The organism is Rhizobium sp. 18055 (assembly GCF_902706285.1).
GTDB lineage: Bacteria > Pseudomonadota > Alphaproteobacteria > Rhizobiales > Rhizobiaceae > Rhizobium.
In genome coordinates this window covers 230,019-248,171 of record NZ_CACSKD010000006.1, presented here as the reverse complement: position 1 = coordinate 248,171, position 18,153 = coordinate 230,019, and the positions used below count along the sequence as shown (strand labels likewise).

14 protein-coding genes, 1 tRNA gene and 1 pseudogene are annotated in these 18,153 nt (G+C 63.0%); 3 read left to right on the top strand and 13 right to left on the bottom strand.

Going from position 1 to position 18,153, the window contains the following annotated elements; translation table 11 throughout:
• Nucleotides 1-79: 79 nt before the first annotated feature.
• From GVL52_RS13500 to tesB, 4 genes are all read right to left on the bottom strand, one after another.
• On the bottom strand, nt 80-2,746 hold the full coding sequence (locus GVL52_RS13500) for a DNA translocase FtsK (protein ID WP_160007842.1): 2,667 nt from the start codon (nt 2,744-2,746) through the stop codon (nt 80-82).
• 243 nt (nt 2,747-2,989) lie between these two features.
• Nucleotides 2,990-4,354 carry an ammonium transporter gene (locus GVL52_RS13495; protein WP_160007840.1) on the bottom strand — a complete coding sequence of 455 codons (1,365 nt, stop codon included), beginning with the start codon at nt 4,352-4,354 and terminating at the stop codon, nt 2,990-2,992.
• 28 nt (nt 4,355-4,382) lie between these two features.
• Nucleotides 4,383-4,733, bottom strand: a complete 351-nt coding sequence (locus GVL52_RS13490; protein WP_183899926.1) for a P-II family nitrogen regulator — start codon at nt 4,731-4,733, stop codon at nt 4,383-4,385.
• A gap of 211 nt (nt 4,734-4,944) precedes the next feature.
• Nucleotides 4,945-5,829, bottom strand: a complete 885-nt coding sequence (gene tesB, locus GVL52_RS13485; protein WP_160007836.1) for an acyl-CoA thioesterase II — start codon at nt 5,827-5,829, stop codon at nt 4,945-4,947.
• Between the two features lie 53 nt (nt 5,830-5,882).
• Between tesB and GVL52_RS13480 the strand changes: the two genes are divergently transcribed.
• Nucleotides 5,883-7,130 (top strand): ubiquinone biosynthesis hydroxylase, encoded by a 1,248-nt coding sequence (locus GVL52_RS13480; RefSeq protein ID WP_280179104.1) that lies wholly within the window; start codon nt 5,883-5,885, stop codon nt 7,128-7,130.
• Between the two features lie 11 nt (nt 7,131-7,141).
• Here GVL52_RS13480 and GVL52_RS13475 read toward each other — a convergent pair whose 3' ends face one another.
• The 4 genes from GVL52_RS13475 to GVL52_RS13460 form a co-directional block, all read right to left on the bottom strand.
• Nucleotides 7,142-7,330: a Trm112 family protein gene (locus GVL52_RS13475; protein ID WP_160007832.1), complete on the bottom strand. Its 189-nt coding sequence runs from the start codon at nt 7,328-7,330 to the stop codon at nt 7,142-7,144.
• A gap of 9 nt (nt 7,331-7,339) precedes the next feature.
• On the bottom strand, nt 7,340-8,011 hold the full coding sequence (locus tag GVL52_RS13470) for an LON peptidase substrate-binding domain-containing protein (protein WP_160007830.1): 672 nt from the start codon (nt 8,009-8,011) through the stop codon (nt 7,340-7,342).
• A 126-nt stretch (nt 8,012-8,137) separates the two neighbouring features.
• Nucleotides 8,138-9,124: a thioredoxin gene (trxA, locus tag GVL52_RS13465; protein WP_160007828.1), complete on the bottom strand. Its 987-nt coding sequence runs from the start codon at nt 9,122-9,124 to the stop codon at nt 8,138-8,140.
• 65 nt (nt 9,125-9,189) lie between these two features.
• Nucleotides 9,190-9,699, bottom strand: coding sequence for a prolyl-tRNA synthetase associated domain-containing protein (locus GVL52_RS13460; protein WP_160007826.1), 510 nt, complete (start codon nt 9,697-9,699; stop codon nt 9,190-9,192).
• Nucleotides 9,700-9,953: 254 nt separating this feature from the next.
• Between GVL52_RS13460 and GVL52_RS13455 the strand changes: the two genes are divergently transcribed.
• Both GVL52_RS13455 and GVL52_RS13450 read left to right on the top strand, forming a co-directional pair.
• Nucleotides 9,954-10,028: transfer RNA gene (locus GVL52_RS13455), tRNA-Gly, on the top strand.
• Between the two features lie 198 nt (nt 10,029-10,226).
• Nucleotides 10,227-11,555, top strand: a complete 1,329-nt coding sequence (locus GVL52_RS13450; RefSeq protein ID WP_160007824.1) for a glucoamylase family protein — start codon at nt 10,227-10,229, stop codon at nt 11,553-11,555.
• A 16-nt stretch (nt 11,556-11,571) separates the two neighbouring features.
• On the opposite strand, the gene GVL52_RS13445 is transcribed toward GVL52_RS13450, so the two are convergent.
• The 5 genes and pseudogenes from GVL52_RS13445 to GVL52_RS13425 form a co-directional block, all read right to left on the bottom strand.
• A complete protein-coding gene (locus tag GVL52_RS13445; RefSeq protein ID WP_160007822.1) occupies nt 11,572-12,609 on the bottom strand; it encodes an ABC transporter ATP-binding protein in 1,038 nt (345 codons plus the stop codon).
• Nucleotides 12,606-14,278 (bottom strand): annotated as a pseudogene (locus GVL52_RS13440) (ABC transporter permease). Before GVL52_RS13440 ends, GVL52_RS13445 begins: the two are co-directional and overlap by 4 nt.
• Before the next feature lie 72 nt (nt 14,279-14,350).
• Entirely contained in the window at nt 14,351-15,379 is a 1,029-nt protein-coding gene (locus GVL52_RS13435; RefSeq protein ID WP_160007820.1) for an iron ABC transporter substrate-binding protein, read from the bottom strand.
• 137 nt (nt 15,380-15,516) lie between these two features.
• Entirely contained in the window at nt 15,517-16,506 is a 990-nt protein-coding gene (locus GVL52_RS13430) for an Ldh family oxidoreductase (protein ID WP_160007818.1), read from the bottom strand.
• Nucleotides 16,507-16,590: 84 nt separating this feature from the next.
• Nucleotides 16,591-18,129: an aldehyde dehydrogenase family protein gene (locus GVL52_RS13425; RefSeq protein ID WP_160007816.1), complete on the bottom strand. Its 1,539-nt coding sequence runs from the start codon at nt 18,127-18,129 to the stop codon at nt 16,591-16,593.
• Nucleotides 18,130-18,153: the final 24 nt, after the last annotated feature.

The following is an 18,153-nucleotide window of genomic DNA, read 5'->3' as shown; positions in this document are numbered from 1 at the left end:
ATTTCGAAGCGATCAGGTTTCCGTGAAGTCCGGATTTATCAGAATAAATCCGGATGATCAGCGATCAGGCCATCCGCGATCAAAGAACGTCGTCTTCGGTCGGAACCAGGATCTCGCGCTTGCCGGCGTGGTTTGCCGGGCCGATGATGCCTTCCTGTTCCATCCGCTCGATCAGCGATGCGGCCCTGTTGTATCCGATGCCCAGCCTGCGCTGAATATAGGACGTCGAAGCCTTGCCGTCACGCAGAACGATGGCGACGGCCTGATCGTAGGGGTCGTCGGATTCGCTAAGGTTGGAGGTGCCGGCCGGTCCGCCGCCGTAATCGCCATCCTCGTCGTCATCGGCAGTGATCGCGTCGAGATATTGCGGCTGCCCCTGCGTCTTCAGATAGGCAACGATGTCCTCGACCTCGCCATCGGCCACGAACGGCCCGTGGACGCGCTGGATGCGGCCGCCACCGGCCATGTAGAGCATGTCGCCCATGCCGAGCAGCTGTTCTGCACCCTGTTCGCCAAGGATCGTGCGGCTGTCGATCTTCGACGTCACCTGGAACGAGATGCGGGTCGGGAAGTTGGCCTTGATCGTGCCGGTGATGACGTCGACCGACGGGCGCTGCGTTGCCATGATCACATGGATGCCGGCCGCGCGCGCCATCTGCGCCAGGCGCTGTACCGCACCTTCGATATCCTTGCCGGCGACCATCATCAGGTCGGCCATTTCGTCGATGATGACGACGATGTAGGGCAGCGGCTTCAGGTCGAACTCTTCGGTCTCGTACATCGCCTCGCCGGTTGCCCGGTCGAAGCCCGTCTGCACGGTGCGCGAGATCGCCTCGCCCTTGGCCAGCGCCTGCTCGACGCGGGAATTGAAGCCGTCGATGTTGCGCACGCCGATCTTCGACATCTTCTTGTAGCGCTCTTCCATCTCGCGCACCGTCCATTTCAGCGCCACGACGGCCTTCTTCGGATCGGTAACGACGGGCGAAAGCAGATGCGGAATACCGTCGTAGACGGAAAGTTCGAGCATCTTCGGATCGATCATGATCAGGCGGCACTGATCCGGCGTCAGCCGGTAGAGTAGCGACAGGATCATCGTGTTGATCGCGACCGATTTACCCGAACCGGTGGTACCGGCAACCAGCAGATGCGGCATCTTGGCGAGGTCGGCGATGACGGGTTCGCCGCCAATTGTCTTGCCGAGCGCCATCGCAAGCTTCGCCTTCGAGGTCTCGAAATCCCGCGACGCGATCATCTCGCGCAGATAGACGGTCTCGCGGATGTTGTTCGGCAGTTCGATGCCGATCGCATTGCGGCCGGGAACGACCGCCACGCGGGCAGCAATGGCGCTCATCGAGCGGGCGATATCGTCGGCAAGGCCGATGACGCGCGACGACTTGATGCCGGGAGCCGGTTCCAGTTCGTAGAGCGTGACCACCGGGCCGGGACGGACATGGATGATCTCGCCCTTGACGCCAAAATCCTCGAGCACGCCTTCGAGCATGCGGGCATTCTGTTCGAGCGCGTCGGCCGACAGTGTCGAATCGCGCACCACGGCCTTCGGCTCGGTGAGCAGATGCATCGACGGCAGCTGGAAGCCCTCGGGGCGGATGAAAGAGCCCTGCTGCTCGCGCTCCAGGCGGGCGCCGGGTTTCGGGCGGGTCGAGGCAGGCACGACACGAGGCTCGGCCCGGCCGCCGCTCTGCCTGGCAGGCGCACGCATCATCCAGTCATTGTCATCGTCGTCAGGCAGGATATCGGCAGGACGCGGCGGCATGTCGCTGTCGAAACCCATGTCGTCGTCATTGTCATCGTTGAGCGAGATCGATGGCGCAGACACGATGCGGCGCTGCGACCCGGCGCGCTGCTCCATCGATGGCTCCATCCGATCGCCGCGGGCAGCAGGTGCCTTGGCGCGCACCGGCTCGTTGAGCTTGCCGAATTCGTCATCGTTGAAATCGTAGGGGCTTTCGAAATCGTCCGGCTTGCGCTTGCGCGGGCCCATGCCGAGCAGGCGGCGCATCCGCGCCTTGCTCATGTACCAGGCGTGCGTCAGAGCGCCGAAGGCAAGCCAGCCACCCTCGTCGTCTTCCTCGTCCTCATCGCCGACCGAGCGCAGCTTGGAGCGGCTGGCGGCGTAGTTTTCTTCCTCGGCCTCGGCCTCTTCCTCTTCGGTGTGGCCGACGATGCCTGATGCAAACAGCATCATCCACACGGTCGGGACCGCAAAGATGCAGCCAACGGCGGTGGCGAAGGTGCCGGTCGGATAGGCGCCGACGAAGAGAGCGGGAAAGCGCAGGATCATGTCGCCGATGACACCGCCGATCCCGTTGGGGATGGGCCAGGTGAGCGGCGGCGGAAAGCAGCCGAGAACGGCGGACGACAGGACGGAGCCAAGGCCCCAGGCAGCGGCCCGCGCCGGAATGCGGCTGAAGCGGCGGCCGGAGATCAGCGCCAGCGCCCAGGCAACCACCGGCAGCAGCGCCACGACGCTGGCCAGCCCGAAGAACTGCATGAGGATATCGGCAAAGGCAGCACCGCTATAGCCGAGGATATTGGTCGGGGCATTGCCGGTGGCGTAGGAATAGCTCGGATCGGCGACGTTCCAGGTGGCCAGCGCCGCAATGGCCAGTGCCAGAAGCAGGAAGATCGCAAAGCCCAGAAGGGTTTGCGCCTGCCGGAAGACGAACCCCGAAAGGGAGAAACGGTCCGGCCGGCCATCCATTGCTGGCGATGTGCTTCTTGCCATGTGTGTACCCGTCCAATGCCTGAAAGCGTGCGAATCGCCAATGCGCTCCGCGCCCAATGCGTCCGCTCCACCTAATCAAAGGACGGTTAAAGTGGCGTTAACCATCCACGCACGAGATCCTGCCGCGGCAAATAAAAAAGCCCGAACCTGCGAGGGTCCGGGCTAGGAGCGACTTAAACGGTGTGAATAGGCCGTGACGGGCTGTTCTGCGGCGCCCTTCGAAAGAGCGCCGCAATGCCTTGATCAGGAGTGGTAAGCGGCTTCGCCGTGGGTTGCGAGGTCGAGACCTTCGCGCTCTGCTTCGACAGGAACGCGCAGACCGACGATCACATCGACGACCTTGTAGAGGATCGCCGAACCAACGCCGCACCATACGATGGTGGTGGCGATTGCGGTGATCTGGGTCATGACCTGATGGCCCATCGTCACCCCTTCGGCATAGCCGATGCCGCCGAGCGACGCGCTGGCGAAGACGCCTGTGGCAACGGCACCGAACATGCCGCCGATACCGTGAACGCCGAACACGTCAGCCGTGTCGTCGTAGCCGAACTTGTTCTTCACCACGGAGACGAAGAAGTAGCAAAGCGGCGAAACGATCAGGCCCATGATGATGGCGCCCATCGGACCGACGATGCCGGCAGCAGGCGTGATCGCAACGAGACCGGCAACCATACCGGAAGCGCCGCCGAGCATCGAGGCCTTGCCGCGGGTCAGCGTTTCGACTGCCGACCAGGAGACGATGGCAGCAGCGGTCGCGATGAAGGTGTTGACCGTGGCGAGCATGGCGCCGCCAGAAGCTTCGAGATTGGAGCCGGCGTTGAAGCCGAACCAGCCGAACCAGAGCATCGATGCACCAACCATGGTCAGCGTCATCGAATGCGGAGCCATCATGTCCTTGCCGTAGCCGGTACGCTTGCCGACCATGATCGCACCAATCAGACCGGCAACGCCGGCATTGATGTGAACGACGGTGCCGCCAGCGAAGTCGAGCGCGCCCATCTTGAAGAGCATGCCGTTTGCATCCCAGACCATGTGGGCGATCGGGAAGTAGACGAAGGTTGCCCAGAGTGCGCAGAACAGCACCACGGCCGAGAACTTGATGCGTTCGGCAAAGGCGCCGACGATCAGGGCAGGCGTGATGGCAGCAAAGGTCATCTGGAACATCACGAAGATGAACTCAGGAATGACAACGCCCGACGAGAAGGTTGCAGCCGTCGAGTCCTTGGTTACGCCAGACAGGAACAGCTTGGCCGTGCCGCCCCAGTAAGGGCTGTCGGAACCGCCGAAGGCGAAGGAGTAGCCGTAGATGACCCAGATGAGCATCATAACAGCGGCAACCATCGTGCACTGCATCAGCACCGACAGCATGTTCTTGGCGCGCACGAGACCACCATAGAACAGCGCGAGGCCGGGCAGGATCATGAACAGAACGAGCAGGGTGGAAATGAACATAAAGGCGGTGTCGCCCTTATCGGGGACAGGTGTCGCGGCAACAGCCGGTGCAGCCGTGGTGGCGGCATCCTGGGCGAACGCCACGACCGGCGCCAGAAGCGCTGCGGACGCAGTGGCAAAGCGCGCCAAAGTGGGAGAAAACTTCGAAATTGACATAGAGAAAAGCTCCTTGCTCTACCGTTACTTACAGCGCTTCTGCGTCGGTTTCGCCGGTACGGATGCGCACGGCATGGTCGATCGAGTAGACGAAGATCTTGCCGTCGCCGATCTGGCCGGTCTTGGCCGACGCTGCGATGGCTTCAACGGCCTTGTCGACGATTTCGGTTGCGACTGCGATCTCGATCTTGAGTTTCGGCAGGAAGCTGACCGCGTATTCGGTACCCCGGTAGATTTCCGTATGTCCCTTCTGGCGCCCGTAACCCTTGACTTCGGTCACGGTCAGGCCCTGAATGCCGATCGCTGTGAGGGCTTCACGCACCTCATCGAGCTTGAACGGCTTGATAATGGCCATCACAATTTTCATCTGGTTTCCCATCCTTCGTTACCCTCGGCACGGAGCCGACTCTCCTTGCCACTGACGTTTTCCAACAGCGACCGGTTCTCTACATTCAAGGGCCGTGCCAGATTCGAAACCAATTATTAAGTTATTGAAAAATAAGGGATATATTTAAAGGCGCCAATAAACAGGCAAATGATTGCCTAATAATCGCTCAAAAAATACACAAATGGACGGAATTGCACCCAATTTACGCATTTGCCCTTTTACGAATCAGACCCTCCTGCGCCACCGACGCAATCAGCACCCCATTTCGCGTATAGAGATTACCTCGGGTCAAACCTCGCGCTCCCGATGCAGACGGACTGTCCTGCGTATAGAGCAGCCAGTCGTCGAATTGGACCGGCCGGTGGAACCACATCGAGTGATCGAGGCTGGCGACCTGCAATGTCGGGTCGAAGATTGACGTCCCATGCGCATAGAGCGACGTATCGATCAGCGTCATGTCTGAAAGATAGGCAAGAATTGACGCCTGATAAAGTCGGTCATCGGGAACCGGCCCCGTCGCCCGCACCCAGACGTGCTGCACCGGGTCGAGCTTCTTGTCGGAGAAATAATGCGTCAGCGATACCGGCCGGATTTCGATCGGCCGCTCGCGCTCCCAATATTTGCGGATCGCCGCCGGCGCATTGGCGAGGTATTGCGCGGCGATCTGCTGCTCGTCGAGCAGCGTCTCCGGCATCGGCACGTCTGGCATGGCAATCTGGTGGTCGAAGCCCGGTTCCTCGATCTGGAACGACGACGACAGCGCAAAGATCGCCTTGCCGTGCTGGATGGCAAGCACCCGGCGCGTGTTGAAGCTCGAGCCGTCACGAATGCGCTCGACCTGATAGATGATCGGCACCGACGGATCGCCGGGTCGCATGAAATAGGCATGCAGCGAATGCACTCGCCGCTCGGGCTCGACGGTACGCTGCGCCGCCATCAGCGCCTGCGCGATCACCTGCCCGCCGAACACCCGCTGCCAGCCGACCTGCGGGCTGGTGCCGCGGAAAATATCGACCTCGATCGGCTCCAGATCAAGCGTCGCAACCAGCGTTTCCATGGCAGTCGGCTTTTTGGTGTCGCGCGTCATTTTGTACAGCTCCGGACGGTAGGAAGTGTGGTGGCGATGATCTATATAGATCAATAGGATATTCTAAAAGAACGGAACTGGATGCTATGCGGGACATGCTGGTCGTTGGCGCAGGTTATGTGGGGCTTTCCGCGGCCGTCGCGGTCAAGCAGGCGGCTCCCCACCTTCAGGTGACGGTGGTCGAGGCAGCGCCGGAGGGCGTCTGGCAGAAGGACATGCGCGCCTCCGCCATCATCGCCGCCGCCACCAAGATGCTCGATGTCTTCGGCGTCTGGAACGAGATCGAGCCGACCGCGCAACCGATCAACAGGATGATCGTCACCGATTCGAAGACCTCCGACCCGGTGCGCCCGGTATTTCTCACCTTCGACGGCGAAAGCGACGACGGCCAGCCCTTCGCCCACATGGTGCCTAACGTATCGCTGGTGCGCGCGCTGCGCGGCGCCTGCGAGCGGCTGGGCATCGAGATCCGCCACGGCCTCGGCGCAACGGGATTGAAGACCGAAGACACCCATGCCGAGGTGACGCTGTCGGACGGCAGCACCATCGACGCGCGCCTGGTGGTTGCCTGCGACGGCGTCCGCTCGCATGTCCGCGACCTCGCCGGCATCAAGACGGTGTCCTGGGACTACGGCCAATCCGGCATCGTCGTCACCGTCGAGCATGAGCGCCCGCACAATGGCTGCGCCGAAGAGCATTTCCTGCCCGCCGGCCCCTTCGCCATCCTGCCGCTGAAGGACAACCGCTCGTCGCTGGTCTGGACCGAAACGACAGGTGATGCCAACCGCCTGGTGCGCTCCGACGACCTGATTTTCGAAGAGGAACTGGAGCGACGCTTCGGCCACAGGCTGGGCGCGCTGAAGGTGATCGGCGAAAGACGCGCCTTCCCGCTCGGCCTGACGCTGGCGCGCGCCTTCGTCGCCCCACGCCTGGCGCTGGCAGGTGACGCCGCCCACGGCATCCACCCGATCTCCGGCCAGGGCCTTAACCTCGGCTTCAAGGATGTCGCGGCATTGGCCGAAACCATCGTCGATGCCGATCGCCTCGGCCTCGATATCGGCTCGATCAACATCCTTGAGCGCTATCAGGCCTGGCGCCGTTTCGACACGTTCCGGATGGGCGTGACGACGGATGTGCTGAACAGGATGTTTTCCAACGACATCGCGCCGATCCGCATCGCCCGCGATTTCGGCCTCGGCATCGTCGATCGCCTGCCCGGCCTGAAGTCCTTCTTCATCGGCCAGGCAGCCGGCACCACGGCAAAAGACAACCCGCGCCTGCTCGCCGGCCAGACGATCTAGGATCGAGAGAGCTAGTCCTCGATCTCGCGCGCTTCCGAGACCAGCATGATCGGAATCCCGTCACGGATCGGATAGGCAAGCCGCGCCTTTTCGGAGACCAGCTCGTTCAGCTCGCGATTATAGGTCAGCCGGCTCTTGGTGAGCGGGCAGACCAGCAGTTCGAGCAGTTTGGGGTCCACGCGGCTGAGTTTTTCGTCCATCTCTCTGATTTACTGCAGAATCGTGTCCGAGTCACCGAACACCCGCGCCAGCACGATCTCGGTGATCGCGATCAGGGTTTCCGCTCTGGTCTTCAGGTCGGGTGCCTCGAGCAGCGCCTGCTTTTCCGCGGGGCCGAACGGCGACATCATTGCCAGCGAGTTCACCAGCGTCATGTTGCTGGCGCGCTCGACGCTCTCCCAGTCGGCTTCCAGCTTGTTGGCCTCCAGATAGGCCTTGAAGGCGGCAAGCAGCGCCACGCGGTCCACCGCATCCTCTTCATTGCGCGCCGACAGATCGGAGATGAAGGGTGCGATCCGGAAGGTGCGGAAGGGCTGGTGCGTCTCCTTCTCGTCGAGCAGCCGAAAGCGGCAAACGCCGGTCAGCGAGACGATATAGCGGCCATCGCCTGTTTCGGCGAACGAGGTGATCCGCCCGATGCAGCCGACGGCGCTGAGATGGCCGTCATTGTGCCGGCCCTCGACTTCGCCGAGCGCCGGCTGCACCATGCCGATCAGCCGGTTTCCCGCGATTGCAGCATCGAACATGGCGAGATAACGCGGCTCGAAAATATTGAGGGGCAGCTGGCCGGTCGGAAGCAGCAGAGCACCGGTCAAGGGGAAGACGGCGATCGTGTCGGGCACGTCGCCGGGCTTCAGATATCGTGCATTCCCCACTTGCATAGGCACTCGTCCTGCATCATTGGCAAGGCTCAAATCCACACGCCCGCACTAACGGGAATGTGGGGTACGCCCGCGAAAACGCAAGGGCCTGATCTTGCAAACTTGAGTGCCGACCTCGTCCAAACCCTACGAGAACAAGAGCGCCGAAAGCTTGCGCCGGCCAGCCACGCTGGCCGGGTCCTTGAAGCCCCAGACCTCGAAGAACTGCAGCAGCTGGCGGCGCGCGCCGTCATCGTCGAAGGTACGGTCCTTGCGCATGATGTAGAGCAGGTGATCTGCCGCGTCGTCGCGTAAACCCTCGACATTGCGGATCTTGGCAAGCTTCATCCGCGCCTCATGATCGTCGGCGTTAACAGCCAATGCCTGTTCCAGCGCCACGGGATCGCCGAGCTTTCGCGCTTCCTCGATCTGCTCGAGCTTCTTCAGCACCGCCTGGATCGCCGGATCGGCGGCCATCTCCTCCGGCAGCTCGGTCAACACCTCGCGGGCCCGCTCATGCTGGTTGGCGGCAATCATGCACTGCGCCATGCCGGCCAGCGCCTTGGCATTCTCTGGATCGGCCTGCATCACGGCGCCGTAGAGCTGCGCGGCACCATCGATATCACCGGTCGCCAGCAAGCCGTCGGCCTCGACGATCACGGCCTCGATCTCGGCCGCCTGATCGGCACCGGCAGGGCCGGCGATCCGATCGATGAACTCGCGGATCTGGCTTTCAGGCACGGCACCCATGAACCCATCGGCCGGACGGCCGCCGACGAAGGCGATGACGGCAGGAATCGACTGGATGCCGAGCTGGCCGGCGATCGACGGATGATCGTCGATGTTCATCTTGACGAGCTTGACCCGGCCCTGCGCCTCGTTGACCACCTTTTCGATGACTGGCGTCAATTGCTTGCAGGGGCCGCACCACGGCGCCCAGAAATCGACGAGGACCGGCTGGTTGCGCGACTCCTCGATGACGTCCCTGGCAAAGGTCGCCGTCGTCGTGTCCGTGATATAGCCGCCGGCTACAGGCGCCGGCGCCGCAGCGGAGACTGCAGGCGCGCTGCCATAGCTTGCCGTTGCCGACATCTGGCCGAAGGAATTGCTGTAAGGATTGTCGTTGCCGCTCATGGATATCTCCCGGGTATCGCCCGCCGTGCCGGTCAACCGGCTTTATCTAGCGCTAAAATCGTATGTCAGGACGTCACTTTCAAGACAAGCGGCTTATGTCCCGTCGCTTCCATGAAACGAACGAGGTCCGCACTTGCGATCGACGTCGTCGCATCGTTGGACAGCGGATGGCAATTGACAATCTCGTCCTTCATCAGGTCGGCATCAAGAACGAAAGTGACGTTGTGGTCCGAATCATTGATGGCGCCGAACGCCGTCACCGCGCCCGGAATGACGCCGAGATAGTCCATCAGCTTTTCCGGCTTGCCGAACGACACCTTGCTCGCAGCGCCGATCAGCGTGTGCACCGTCTTCAGGTCGACCGCGGCATTCTCCTCGACCGTCAGCAGGAAGAACTGATCCTTCTTGTCCTTCACGAACAGGTTCTTGGTATGCCCGCCCGGAATTTCATCGCGCAGCGACGCCGATTCGGCCACCGTGAACACCGGCGCATGGGTCTTGGTGCTGTGCTTGATGCCGAGCCCGTCGAGAAAGACGAACAGTTCGGATGCAGTCTTCGGCGTCTTGTCGGTCATGTCGAATTCCAGCGATTTGCATAGGACGTGAAGCGTCCTGATTACGTCCCCCTCCTGTTTTTTGCAATCTTCGCCCTCGCCTCTTTTCCCTGCATTTGCGGCATTTTAGACGGTTCCTGACCCGTTCCCCAAATTTTTCTTCGCCTCGTCGTCATTTCCCTGTTGCATTTGAAAATCGTTTGGGCGATATAGCGCCCGTCGCCGCAAGGTGGCGCCCACGGCCCTTACAACTACCACAGGCCGAGGGATTATGAGCGGGTGTAGCTCAGTGGTAGAGCACAACCTTGCCAAGGTTGGGGTCGAGGGTTCGAATCCCTTCGCCCGCTCCATTTTCTCCTTTTACATGAGATTTTGCCCAACCGATCGCCTGCGGCGAGCCGGTGGCTTTGCGTTTCTGGCGTTCGATAACGGCCGTCTGGGAACCGTCGTCTTCCTGCCTGCTCGCCATCCCCTCAATAAACATTGATTTGCAACCCATCCTTACTCATGGTCAGCCGGGAGCAGGATAACCAATTGGGCGGGAGCGCATGCTGACACGGACCGAGGAGACGGATACCGCGCTGGTCGACAGGCTGCAGCAGGCGGCGTTCAACTATTTTCCGAAGCATTCCAACCCCGACACCGGACTTGTTGCTGATACCTCCGTATCCGGTGTGCCGTGCAGCATCGCCGCCGTCGGCTTTGCGCTGTCCTCCTATGCCGTCGCCGTCGAGCGCGGCTGGATGACGCGTGCCGAGGCGATCCGGCGCACCACGACGACGTTGTGCTTCTTCGCAAACGGCCACCAGGGGCGCGAGCGCCATGCGATCGGCTACAGGGGCTTCTTCTACCACTTCCTGCACATGGACACCGGCCACCGCGCCTGGAACAGCGAGCTCTCGACCATCGACACGACGCTCCTGGTCGCCGGCGTCTTGACCGCGGCCGCCTATTTCGACGGTGACGACGACGCCGAGACCGAGATTCGCCGGCTGGCGACCGTCATCTACGAGCGGATCGACTGGCACTGGGCGCTGAACAAGGGCGAGACCATCTGCATGGGCTGGAAGCCCGGCAGCGGCTTTCTGCGCTGGCGCTGGCAGGGCTATGACGAGGCGGTTCTGCTCTACACGCTGGCGCTTGCTTCGCCGACACATCCGATCCCGCAATCGAGCTACGACGCCTTCACCGCGAGCTATTCCTGGATGCTATCGGGCGACCAGGCCTATCTCTATGCCGGGCCGCTGTTCATCCATCTGTTCTCCCACGCCTGGATCGATTTCCGCGGCATCCGCGACAGACCGATGGCCGAACGCGATTGGGACTATTTCCGCAACACCCAGCTCTGCATAGAGGTCCAGCGCGACTACGCGATCCGCAACCCCGGCCACTTCGTCGGCTATTCCAAAGATGTCTGGGGCCTGTCTGCCTGCGACGGCCCGCCGCCGACCCGCAACATGCGCGGCGGTCGCCGTCCACGCGTGCTCGGCTATGCCGCCCGCGGCGCCCCGCTTGGCCCCGACGACGGAACCATCGCGCCCTGGGCAGCGCTTGCGTCCCTGCCCTACGACCGGCAGGCCGCACTGTCAGGCGTTCGCGCCCTGCTGTCCGCCTATCCCGATATGCTCTACGAGGACCGCTTCCCCGGCGGCTTCAATCCGACGGTGAAGACATCCAGGCCGGAAGGCTGGGTCGATGATCGCTGCGTCGGCATCGATCAGGGGCTGCTTGTCATGACCATCGAGAACGATCGCTCCGACTTCATCTGGAGCCTGATGCGCAAATCGGAGGTGATCCGCACCGGCCTGCAGCGCGCAGGCTTCACCGGCGGCTGGCTGGAAGAGGATGCGGAAGACAGGGAACGCAAGATCGCCTGATCCAACTGCGACCCGGTCAGCGAACGAAAACGTGTGCCTTGCCCGATATGTCGAGCCGCACCCGATCGCCGGACGCTGGCAGCGCCACGCTCGAGGTCTTGATCAGGATCGGCGGCAGCGCCACGCCATCGAGCGACACCGCCACCGTGCAGGTCGCTCCGCCGAAATCCACCTCGACGACCCGGCCGCGATGCGGCATGTCGCTGGCGTCGGTGATCACGCGGATCTGTTCCGGCCTCAGCATGATCTCGACCTTGCCCTGGTGATCGCTGTCGACGGCGACCTTGCCGAGCGCGCAATCGGCAACGCCGTTGCGGATGATTGCCGGCAGCAGCACCGCATCGCCGAGGAACAGTGCCGTCTCGCGGTCGCACGGCTGCAGGTAGAGCGACTGCGGCGATCCCGCCTGCACCAGCCTGCCATCGCGCAGCACCGCCACCTGATCGGCAAAGGACAGGGCTTCGGCCTGATCGTGCGTGACGAGAATGGTGGTAATGCCGGCTTCCTGCAGCACCCGCGCCACCACCTTGCGCATGTTTTCGCGCAGTCCCGTGTCGAGCGCCGAAAACGGCTCGTCGAGCAGCATCAGCCGCGGCTCTCGCCCGAGCGCGCGCGCCAGCGCCACACGCTGCTGCTGGCCGCCGGAAAGCTGGTGCGGTCGGCGTTTCAGCATGGTGCGGTCGAGTTCGACCATGTCGAGCAGATCGGTGATGCGCTTGTCGCGATTATCGGTGCCGCGGGCAAAGCCGAAGCCGATATTGTCGGCCACATCCAGATGCGGAAACAGCGCCCCTTCCTGCGCGACGATGCCGATGCCGCGCTTGTGCGCCGGCACCGCGGCCGGGCCATCGGCGAGCAGCTCGCCGTTCAGCGTCACGCGTCCGCTATCCGGCTGCTCGAAGCCGGCGATGATCCGCAGCAGCGTCGTCTTGCCGGAGCCGGACGGGCCGACCACGGCGGTGCGGCTTCCGGCCGTCACGTCGAGGCAGATATTGTCGAGCGCCTGCACCTGACCATAGCGCTTGCTGGTGCCGTCAATCGTGAGCAGCGTCATTGTCCGGCAGTCCGTTTCGATTGTGCATGGAGAAGAAGGGTCAGCGGCAGCGACAGCACCACCATCATGAAGGCGTAAGGGGCGGCGGCGACATAATCGATCTCGCTGGTCAGCGACCAGAACTTGGTGGCCAGCGTCTCGACGCCGTTCGGCGCCAGCATCAAGGTCGCCGTCAGCTCGTTGGTGATGCCGAGCGCCACCAGCGCAATACTGGCAGCAGCTCCCGGAGCGGCAAGCCGCATGGTGATCTGCCGCACGGCCTGCGCCGGGGTGCGCCCGAGCGCCATGGCGGCGCGCTCCAGCTCGACCGGTGCCTGCGCGATGCTGGCGCGCAGGCCGACCATGGCGCGCGGCAGGAACAGTAGGATATAGGCGAGCAGCAGCGTCGCGAACGTCTGGTAGAGCGGCAGCACCAGCCGCACGGTGATCGTCACCAGCGCCAGCGCCACGACGACGCCAGGCAGCGAGCCGACATAATAATGGCAGGCCTCGAGGACCCGCTGCACGCGCCCCGGCGCCCGCACCGACAGCCATGCCATCGGGGCCGCCGCAATGGTCGCAAGGATACCGCCGGCCATCGCCAGCACGATGGTCTGCAGGAAGGCATTGCCAACCGTATCCACCCGCCAGATGCCGGCGCCGCCGAGATAAAGCCAGCGCGCCAGCGTCACGAACGGCACGCCAAGCGTCAGCGCCGCAACCGCGATCGGCAGCAGCACCGCGGGCACCACCAGCCAGCCGAGACGACGGCGATCGGCCGGCCGCGCCGAGCCGGACCCGACGCGGGCATATCGCTCGTTGCCGCGCACCAGAACCTCGATGGCGAGCAGCAGCAGGCAACAGGCGACCAGCACGCCGCCGAGCATGTTGGCGGCCGGGCTGTTATAGGCGGACTGGAACTGATCGACGATCGCGGTGGCAAAGGTGTCGAAACGGATCATCACGAACAGCCCGTATTCCGACAGCAGATGCAGCGCGATCAACAGAGCACCGCCGCAGATCGCCAGCCGAAGCTGCGGCAAGACGGTGCGGAAAAACACCGCCCACGGCCCGAGCCCGAGCGAGGCGGCCGCATCCTCGATGGCCGGATCGAGCCTTCGCAGCGCTGCCGCAACCGGCAGATAGAGGAACGGATAATAGGCCAGCACGGACACGAAGACGCCGCTCTGCAGCCCGTGCATGCCGGGCACCAGGCTGACCCAGGCATAGGAATGGACGAAGGCGGGCACCGCCAGCGGCGCGACAGCGAGCCAGGCCCAGAAGCGGGCAAAGGGAACGTCGGTGCGCTCGGTGATCCAGGCGAGCGCCACCGCCAGCACGATCGACAGCGGCACGGTGATCACTTCGAGCAATACGGTGTTGACCAGCAACTCGCCGACCCGCGGCCGGAATACCAGCTGCTTGACCGTTTCCCAGCCGACATCGACGGTGATCCAGGCGATGAAGCCGAGCGGCACAAGGCTGAACAGCGCAACGATCGAGGCGAAGATGACGACGGAAGCATGCGGCATGCGCCGACGCAGCCGCGCCAGCCCCATCGCCGGCCGGATTGCCGGCATCTTTTGGCCGGAAGCGAGCACTCTGTTGTCCTGCAGCAAGGCCGCCGCCTTTTACATGCCGAAAAAGGAAGGCAACCGCCTTTGAAAGAGCGGTTGCCGTGTATCGTCATGGCCTAAAGTTTTCTTGAGCCAAAAGCAATAGTTTTGGCCGGGATCGCAAGGGTAGCTCCCGGGTCGGCGGCTCAGATCAGGCCGGCAGCGGTGATCATCTCGACCACCTTCTTGCTGTTCAGCGCCGCCGCATCGATCTTCGGTGCCTGCAGGTCCGGCATCGGCACCAGCTTTTCATTGGAGGCAGCGCCCTTGCCGACGGCATACTCATAGGATGTGCCGGTCTTCAGGATCGCCTGCCCGGCCTTGCCGGTGATGAACTTCAGGAACGCCTGGGCTTCCTTCTGGTGCTGGCTGGACTTCAGGATGCCGCCGCCGGAGATGCTGACGAAAGCGCCCGGATCCTGGTTCTTGAAATAGTGAAGCGCCACGTTCTTGCTGTTTTCAGCCGTCGCCGCCTGATCGCCGAACCAGTAATAGTGATAGATGATCGCGCCCTCGACTTCACCGGCGTTGACCGCCTTCATCGCCACCGTGTTGCTCTTGTAGGACGTCCCGTTTTCCTTCAGCGCCTTCAGCCAGGAGGCAGTCACCTCTTCGCCCTTCAGCTGCAGCAGCGCGCTGACGATCGCCTGGAAATCGGCACCGACGGGTGCAGCCCCCCAGCGGCCCTTCCAGGCCGGATCGGCGAGATCGAGCATCGACTTCGGCAGCTGGTCTTCTGTCAGCTTGGTCTTGTCATAGGCAAACACCGTCGAGCGCGCCGCGATACCGGTCCACATCCCGTCCTTCGGGCGGAACTCTTCCGGCAGCTGATCAAGCGTTTCCGTGTCGATCGGCGCGAACAGGCCGGCGGCATCGACCAGCGTCATCGCCGGAGAATTCTCGGTCAGGAACACATCGGCCGGCGAGGCCTCGTCTTCCTGGATGATCTGGTTGGCGAACTGCATGTCGCTGCCCTGGCGCATCGTCACGTTGATGCCGGTTTGCTTGGTGAAGGCATCGACCCATTCCTGGCCGAGGCTCTGGTGCTGGGCATTGTAGACCACGATCCCCTCGGAATCGTCGGCCCGTGCAGTCCCTGCGGTCAGCGACGTTGCCGCAAGCAGCGTGGCGGTGAGCGCAACGGCGCGGGAAAAGCGGTTCAGGGAGATGTTCATGATGCCCTCCATGGCGTTTCACCTGCGTTACCCGAGATGATGCCAGCGGTATATTTTCGTTGAACGCTCATTTCAAGTTTAGGCGACCTGCGGGCGATCACAAAGGCTTGAAATAATTGCTATATCTTAGAATGGTTCTAGAGCGATTGGATCGCGGCGATCACTTCGTCCTCGACCTCGATGCCGTTTTCGATTGCATGGCGCCGGGCATTCTGGCCGCGCCGGCCGGGCAGCCGCACGCCCGGATCGGACGAGATTTCGTCGGCAAGCCGACCCATGCGCTCGGCCACAGATGCCCCGCCGCTGGCTTCGGGATTGATGACGACGAGCATATGGCCGAGAGCCGGCGACACGCCCTTGTCGTCGAACAGCGAGGATGCCTCGAACGAGAAATTGGCGCCGGTCAGTGCTCCGGCGAGGATCTCGACCATCATCGCCAGCGCCGCACCCTTGGCTTCGCCCGACGGCATCATCGTCCCCGCCAATGCCTCCACCGCATCGGTGGTCGGCTCGCCATCGCGACCGAAGGCCCAGTTGTCCGGGATCGGGGTCCCCTTCTGCTTGGCGGCCATCACCTTGCCGCGGGCAACGCGTGACAGCGCCAGATCGATCACGATGGGATCGGCACCGGGGAGAGGCGCTGCAAAGGCGATCGGGTTGGTGCCGAACACCGGCTTGCGCCCGCCCCATGCGGCCATCGAGGCCGGCGCATTGGCCACCATCAGCGCGACAAGACCCAACTCGGCAAAGCGCTCGACGGTGAGCCCCAATACCCCTGCATGATGCGAACGGCTGAACGATGCCAGAGCAATGCCCTGCTGCCTTGCGGTATCCGCAACCGTGGGAACGGCGAGATCGATAGCCGGATAAGCATATCCGTAACAGGCATCCACCTGGACCACTGCCGGGAACGGCCGGGTCAGCAGCGGCACCGCAAAACCATCGACCTTGCCGGCCTTGGCCTGCGCCGAATAGGCCTCGACGCGCCGCAATCCATGCCCACCCTGGCCAGCCGCTTCCGCGGCAACCAGTGCCTTTGCCACCGAGCGGGCATTGGTCTCGCTGACCCGGTTTCGCATGAGCGTCTCGAAAACCAGCGTCTCGGCCGCAGCCAGTGTCAGATGCATTGAACAAACCTACGCAAACAAAAAGACAATAACGCTGTTACGTTATCGTCCTCTTTGTCGCAATGCAGCAATTGACCGCAGCAATTATTCGACGTCGAACTTGACGCCCTGTGCCAGCGGCAGGGTCTTGCCGTAGTTGATGGTGTTGGTGGCGCGGCGCATATAGGCGCGCCATGCATCGGAGCCGGATTCGCGACCGCCGCCGGTTTCCTTCTCGCCGCCGAACGCACCGCCGATTTCCGCACCAGAAGGGCCGAGATTGACGTTGGCGATACCGCAGTCGGAACCGCGGGCGGACAGGAAGTTTTCGGCCTCGCGCATGTCGTTGGTGAAGATCGACGACGACAGGCCCTGCGGCACGGCATTGTGCTCTTCCAACACCGCGTCGAAATCGCTGTACTTCATCACATAGAGGATCGGCGCGAAGGTTTCATTCTCGACCGGGCCGGTCTGTGACGGCATTTCGACCAGCGCCGGACGCACGTAGAAAGCGTCCGTTGCCCCGTTTTCGACGCGCTCGCCACCGGTGACCGTGCCACCAGCGGCCTTCGCCTGCTCCAGCGCCGACTGCATGTTGCTGTAGGCCTGCTTGTCGATCAGCGGACCGACCAGCGTGCTGGCTTCGAGCGGATTGCCGATGCTGACCGAGCCGTAGGCCTTCTGCAGCCGCGGCACCAGCTTGTCGTAGACGCTCTCATGCACGAACAGGCGGCGCAGCGTCGTGCAACGCTGGCCGGCGGTGCCCATTGCCGAGAAGGCCACGCCGCGCAGCGTCAGGTCGAGATCGGCCGTCGGGCAGATGATCGCGGCATTGTTGCCGCCAAGCTCGAGAATGCCGCGGGCAAAGCGCTGCGACAGGCGTGGGCCGACCGCGCGACCCATCGCCGTCGAGCCGGTGGCCGACACCAGCGGCACCTTCGGGTGATCGACCAGCGCTTCGCCGACATCGCGGCCACCGATCAGCAGCGTCGCCAGATTGGCCGGCGCCGTGCCGCCTTCGGCGATGAAACGCTTCAACGCCTTTTCGAACAGCGCCTGGGTGGCGAGCGCCGTCAGCGGCGTCTTTTCGGATGGCTTCCAGACCACAGGATTGCCGCAGACCAGCGCCAGCGCCGCATTCCACGACCAGACCGCAACCGGGAAATTGAAGGCCGAGATGATGCCGACGACGCCGAGCGGATGCCAGCTTTCCATCATCCGGTGCTCGGAGCGCTCGGTGGCGATGGTCAGGCCGTAGAGCTGGCGGGAGAGACCGACGGCGAAATCGCAGATGTCGATCATTTCCTGCACTTCGCCGAGGCCTTCGGAGGTGATCTTGCCGACTTCGATCGACACCAGACGACCGAGTTCGGCCTTGGCAGCGCGCAGCTCTTCGCCGAGCAGGCGCACCAGCTCGCCGCGCTTGGGCGCCGGAACCGCACGCCATTCGGCAAACGCCTTGTGCGCATCGGCGATGGCAATCTTGGCATCGGCGACCGAATGTTCCTTCAGCGCACCGATCTCCTTGCCTGTGACGGGCGAGGTGACGCGCAGCGTGCCGCCGGTGAAGCGATCGGCGCTGACGCCCAGTTTGGAAAGCAGTGTCTTTGTCTCGGAAGCAAGATCGAGCGTTTCGATGGTCATTGTCGTTTATCCAACCTGATTGTT

Bases quoted from the DNA above. Each gene is read 5' to 3' on its own strand.
- GVL52_RS13435 (WP_160007820.1), bottom strand. From the start codon at position 15,379: ATGAACATCTCCCTGAACCGCTTTTCCCGCGCCGTTGCGCTCACCGCC.
- GVL52_RS13500 (WP_160007842.1), bottom strand. From the start codon at position 2,746: ATGGCAAGAAGCACATCGCCAGCAATGGATGGCCGGCCGGACCGTTTC.
- tesB (WP_160007836.1), bottom strand. From the start codon at position 5,829: ATGACGCGCGACACCAAAAAGCCGACTGCCATGGAAACGCTGGTTGCG.
- GVL52_RS13430 (WP_160007818.1), bottom strand. From the start codon at position 16,506: ATGCATCTGACACTGGCTGCGGCCGAGACGCTGGTTTTCGAGACGCTC.
- trxA (WP_160007828.1), bottom strand. From the start codon at position 9,124: ATGAGCGGCAACGACAATCCTTACAGCAATTCCTTCGGCCAGATGTCG.
- GVL52_RS13425 (WP_160007816.1), bottom strand. From the start codon at position 18,129: ATGACCATCGAAACGCTCGATCTTGCTTCCGAGACAAAGACACTGCTT.
- GVL52_RS13460 (WP_160007826.1), bottom strand. From the start codon at position 9,699: ATGACCGACAAGACGCCGAAGACTGCATCCGAACTGTTCGTCTTTCTC.
- GVL52_RS13490 (WP_183899926.1), bottom strand. From the start codon at position 4,733: ATGGGAAACCAGATGAAAATTGTGATGGCCATTATCAAGCCGTTCAAG.
- GVL52_RS13450 (WP_160007824.1), top strand. From the start codon at position 10,227: ATGCTGACACGGACCGAGGAGACGGATACCGCGCTGGTCGACAGGCTG.
- GVL52_RS13445 (WP_160007822.1), bottom strand. From the start codon at position 12,609: ATGACGCTGCTCACGATTGACGGCACCAGCAAGCGCTATGGTCAGGTG.
- GVL52_RS13495 (WP_160007840.1), bottom strand. From the start codon at position 4,354: ATGTCAATTTCGAAGTTTTCTCCCACTTTGGCGCGCTTTGCCACTGCG.
- GVL52_RS13470 (WP_160007830.1), bottom strand. From the start codon at position 8,011: ATGCAAGTGGGGAATGCACGATATCTGAAGCCCGGCGACGTGCCCGAC.
- GVL52_RS13475 (WP_160007832.1), bottom strand. From the start codon at position 7,330: ATGGACGAAAAACTCAGCCGCGTGGACCCCAAACTGCTCGAACTGCTG.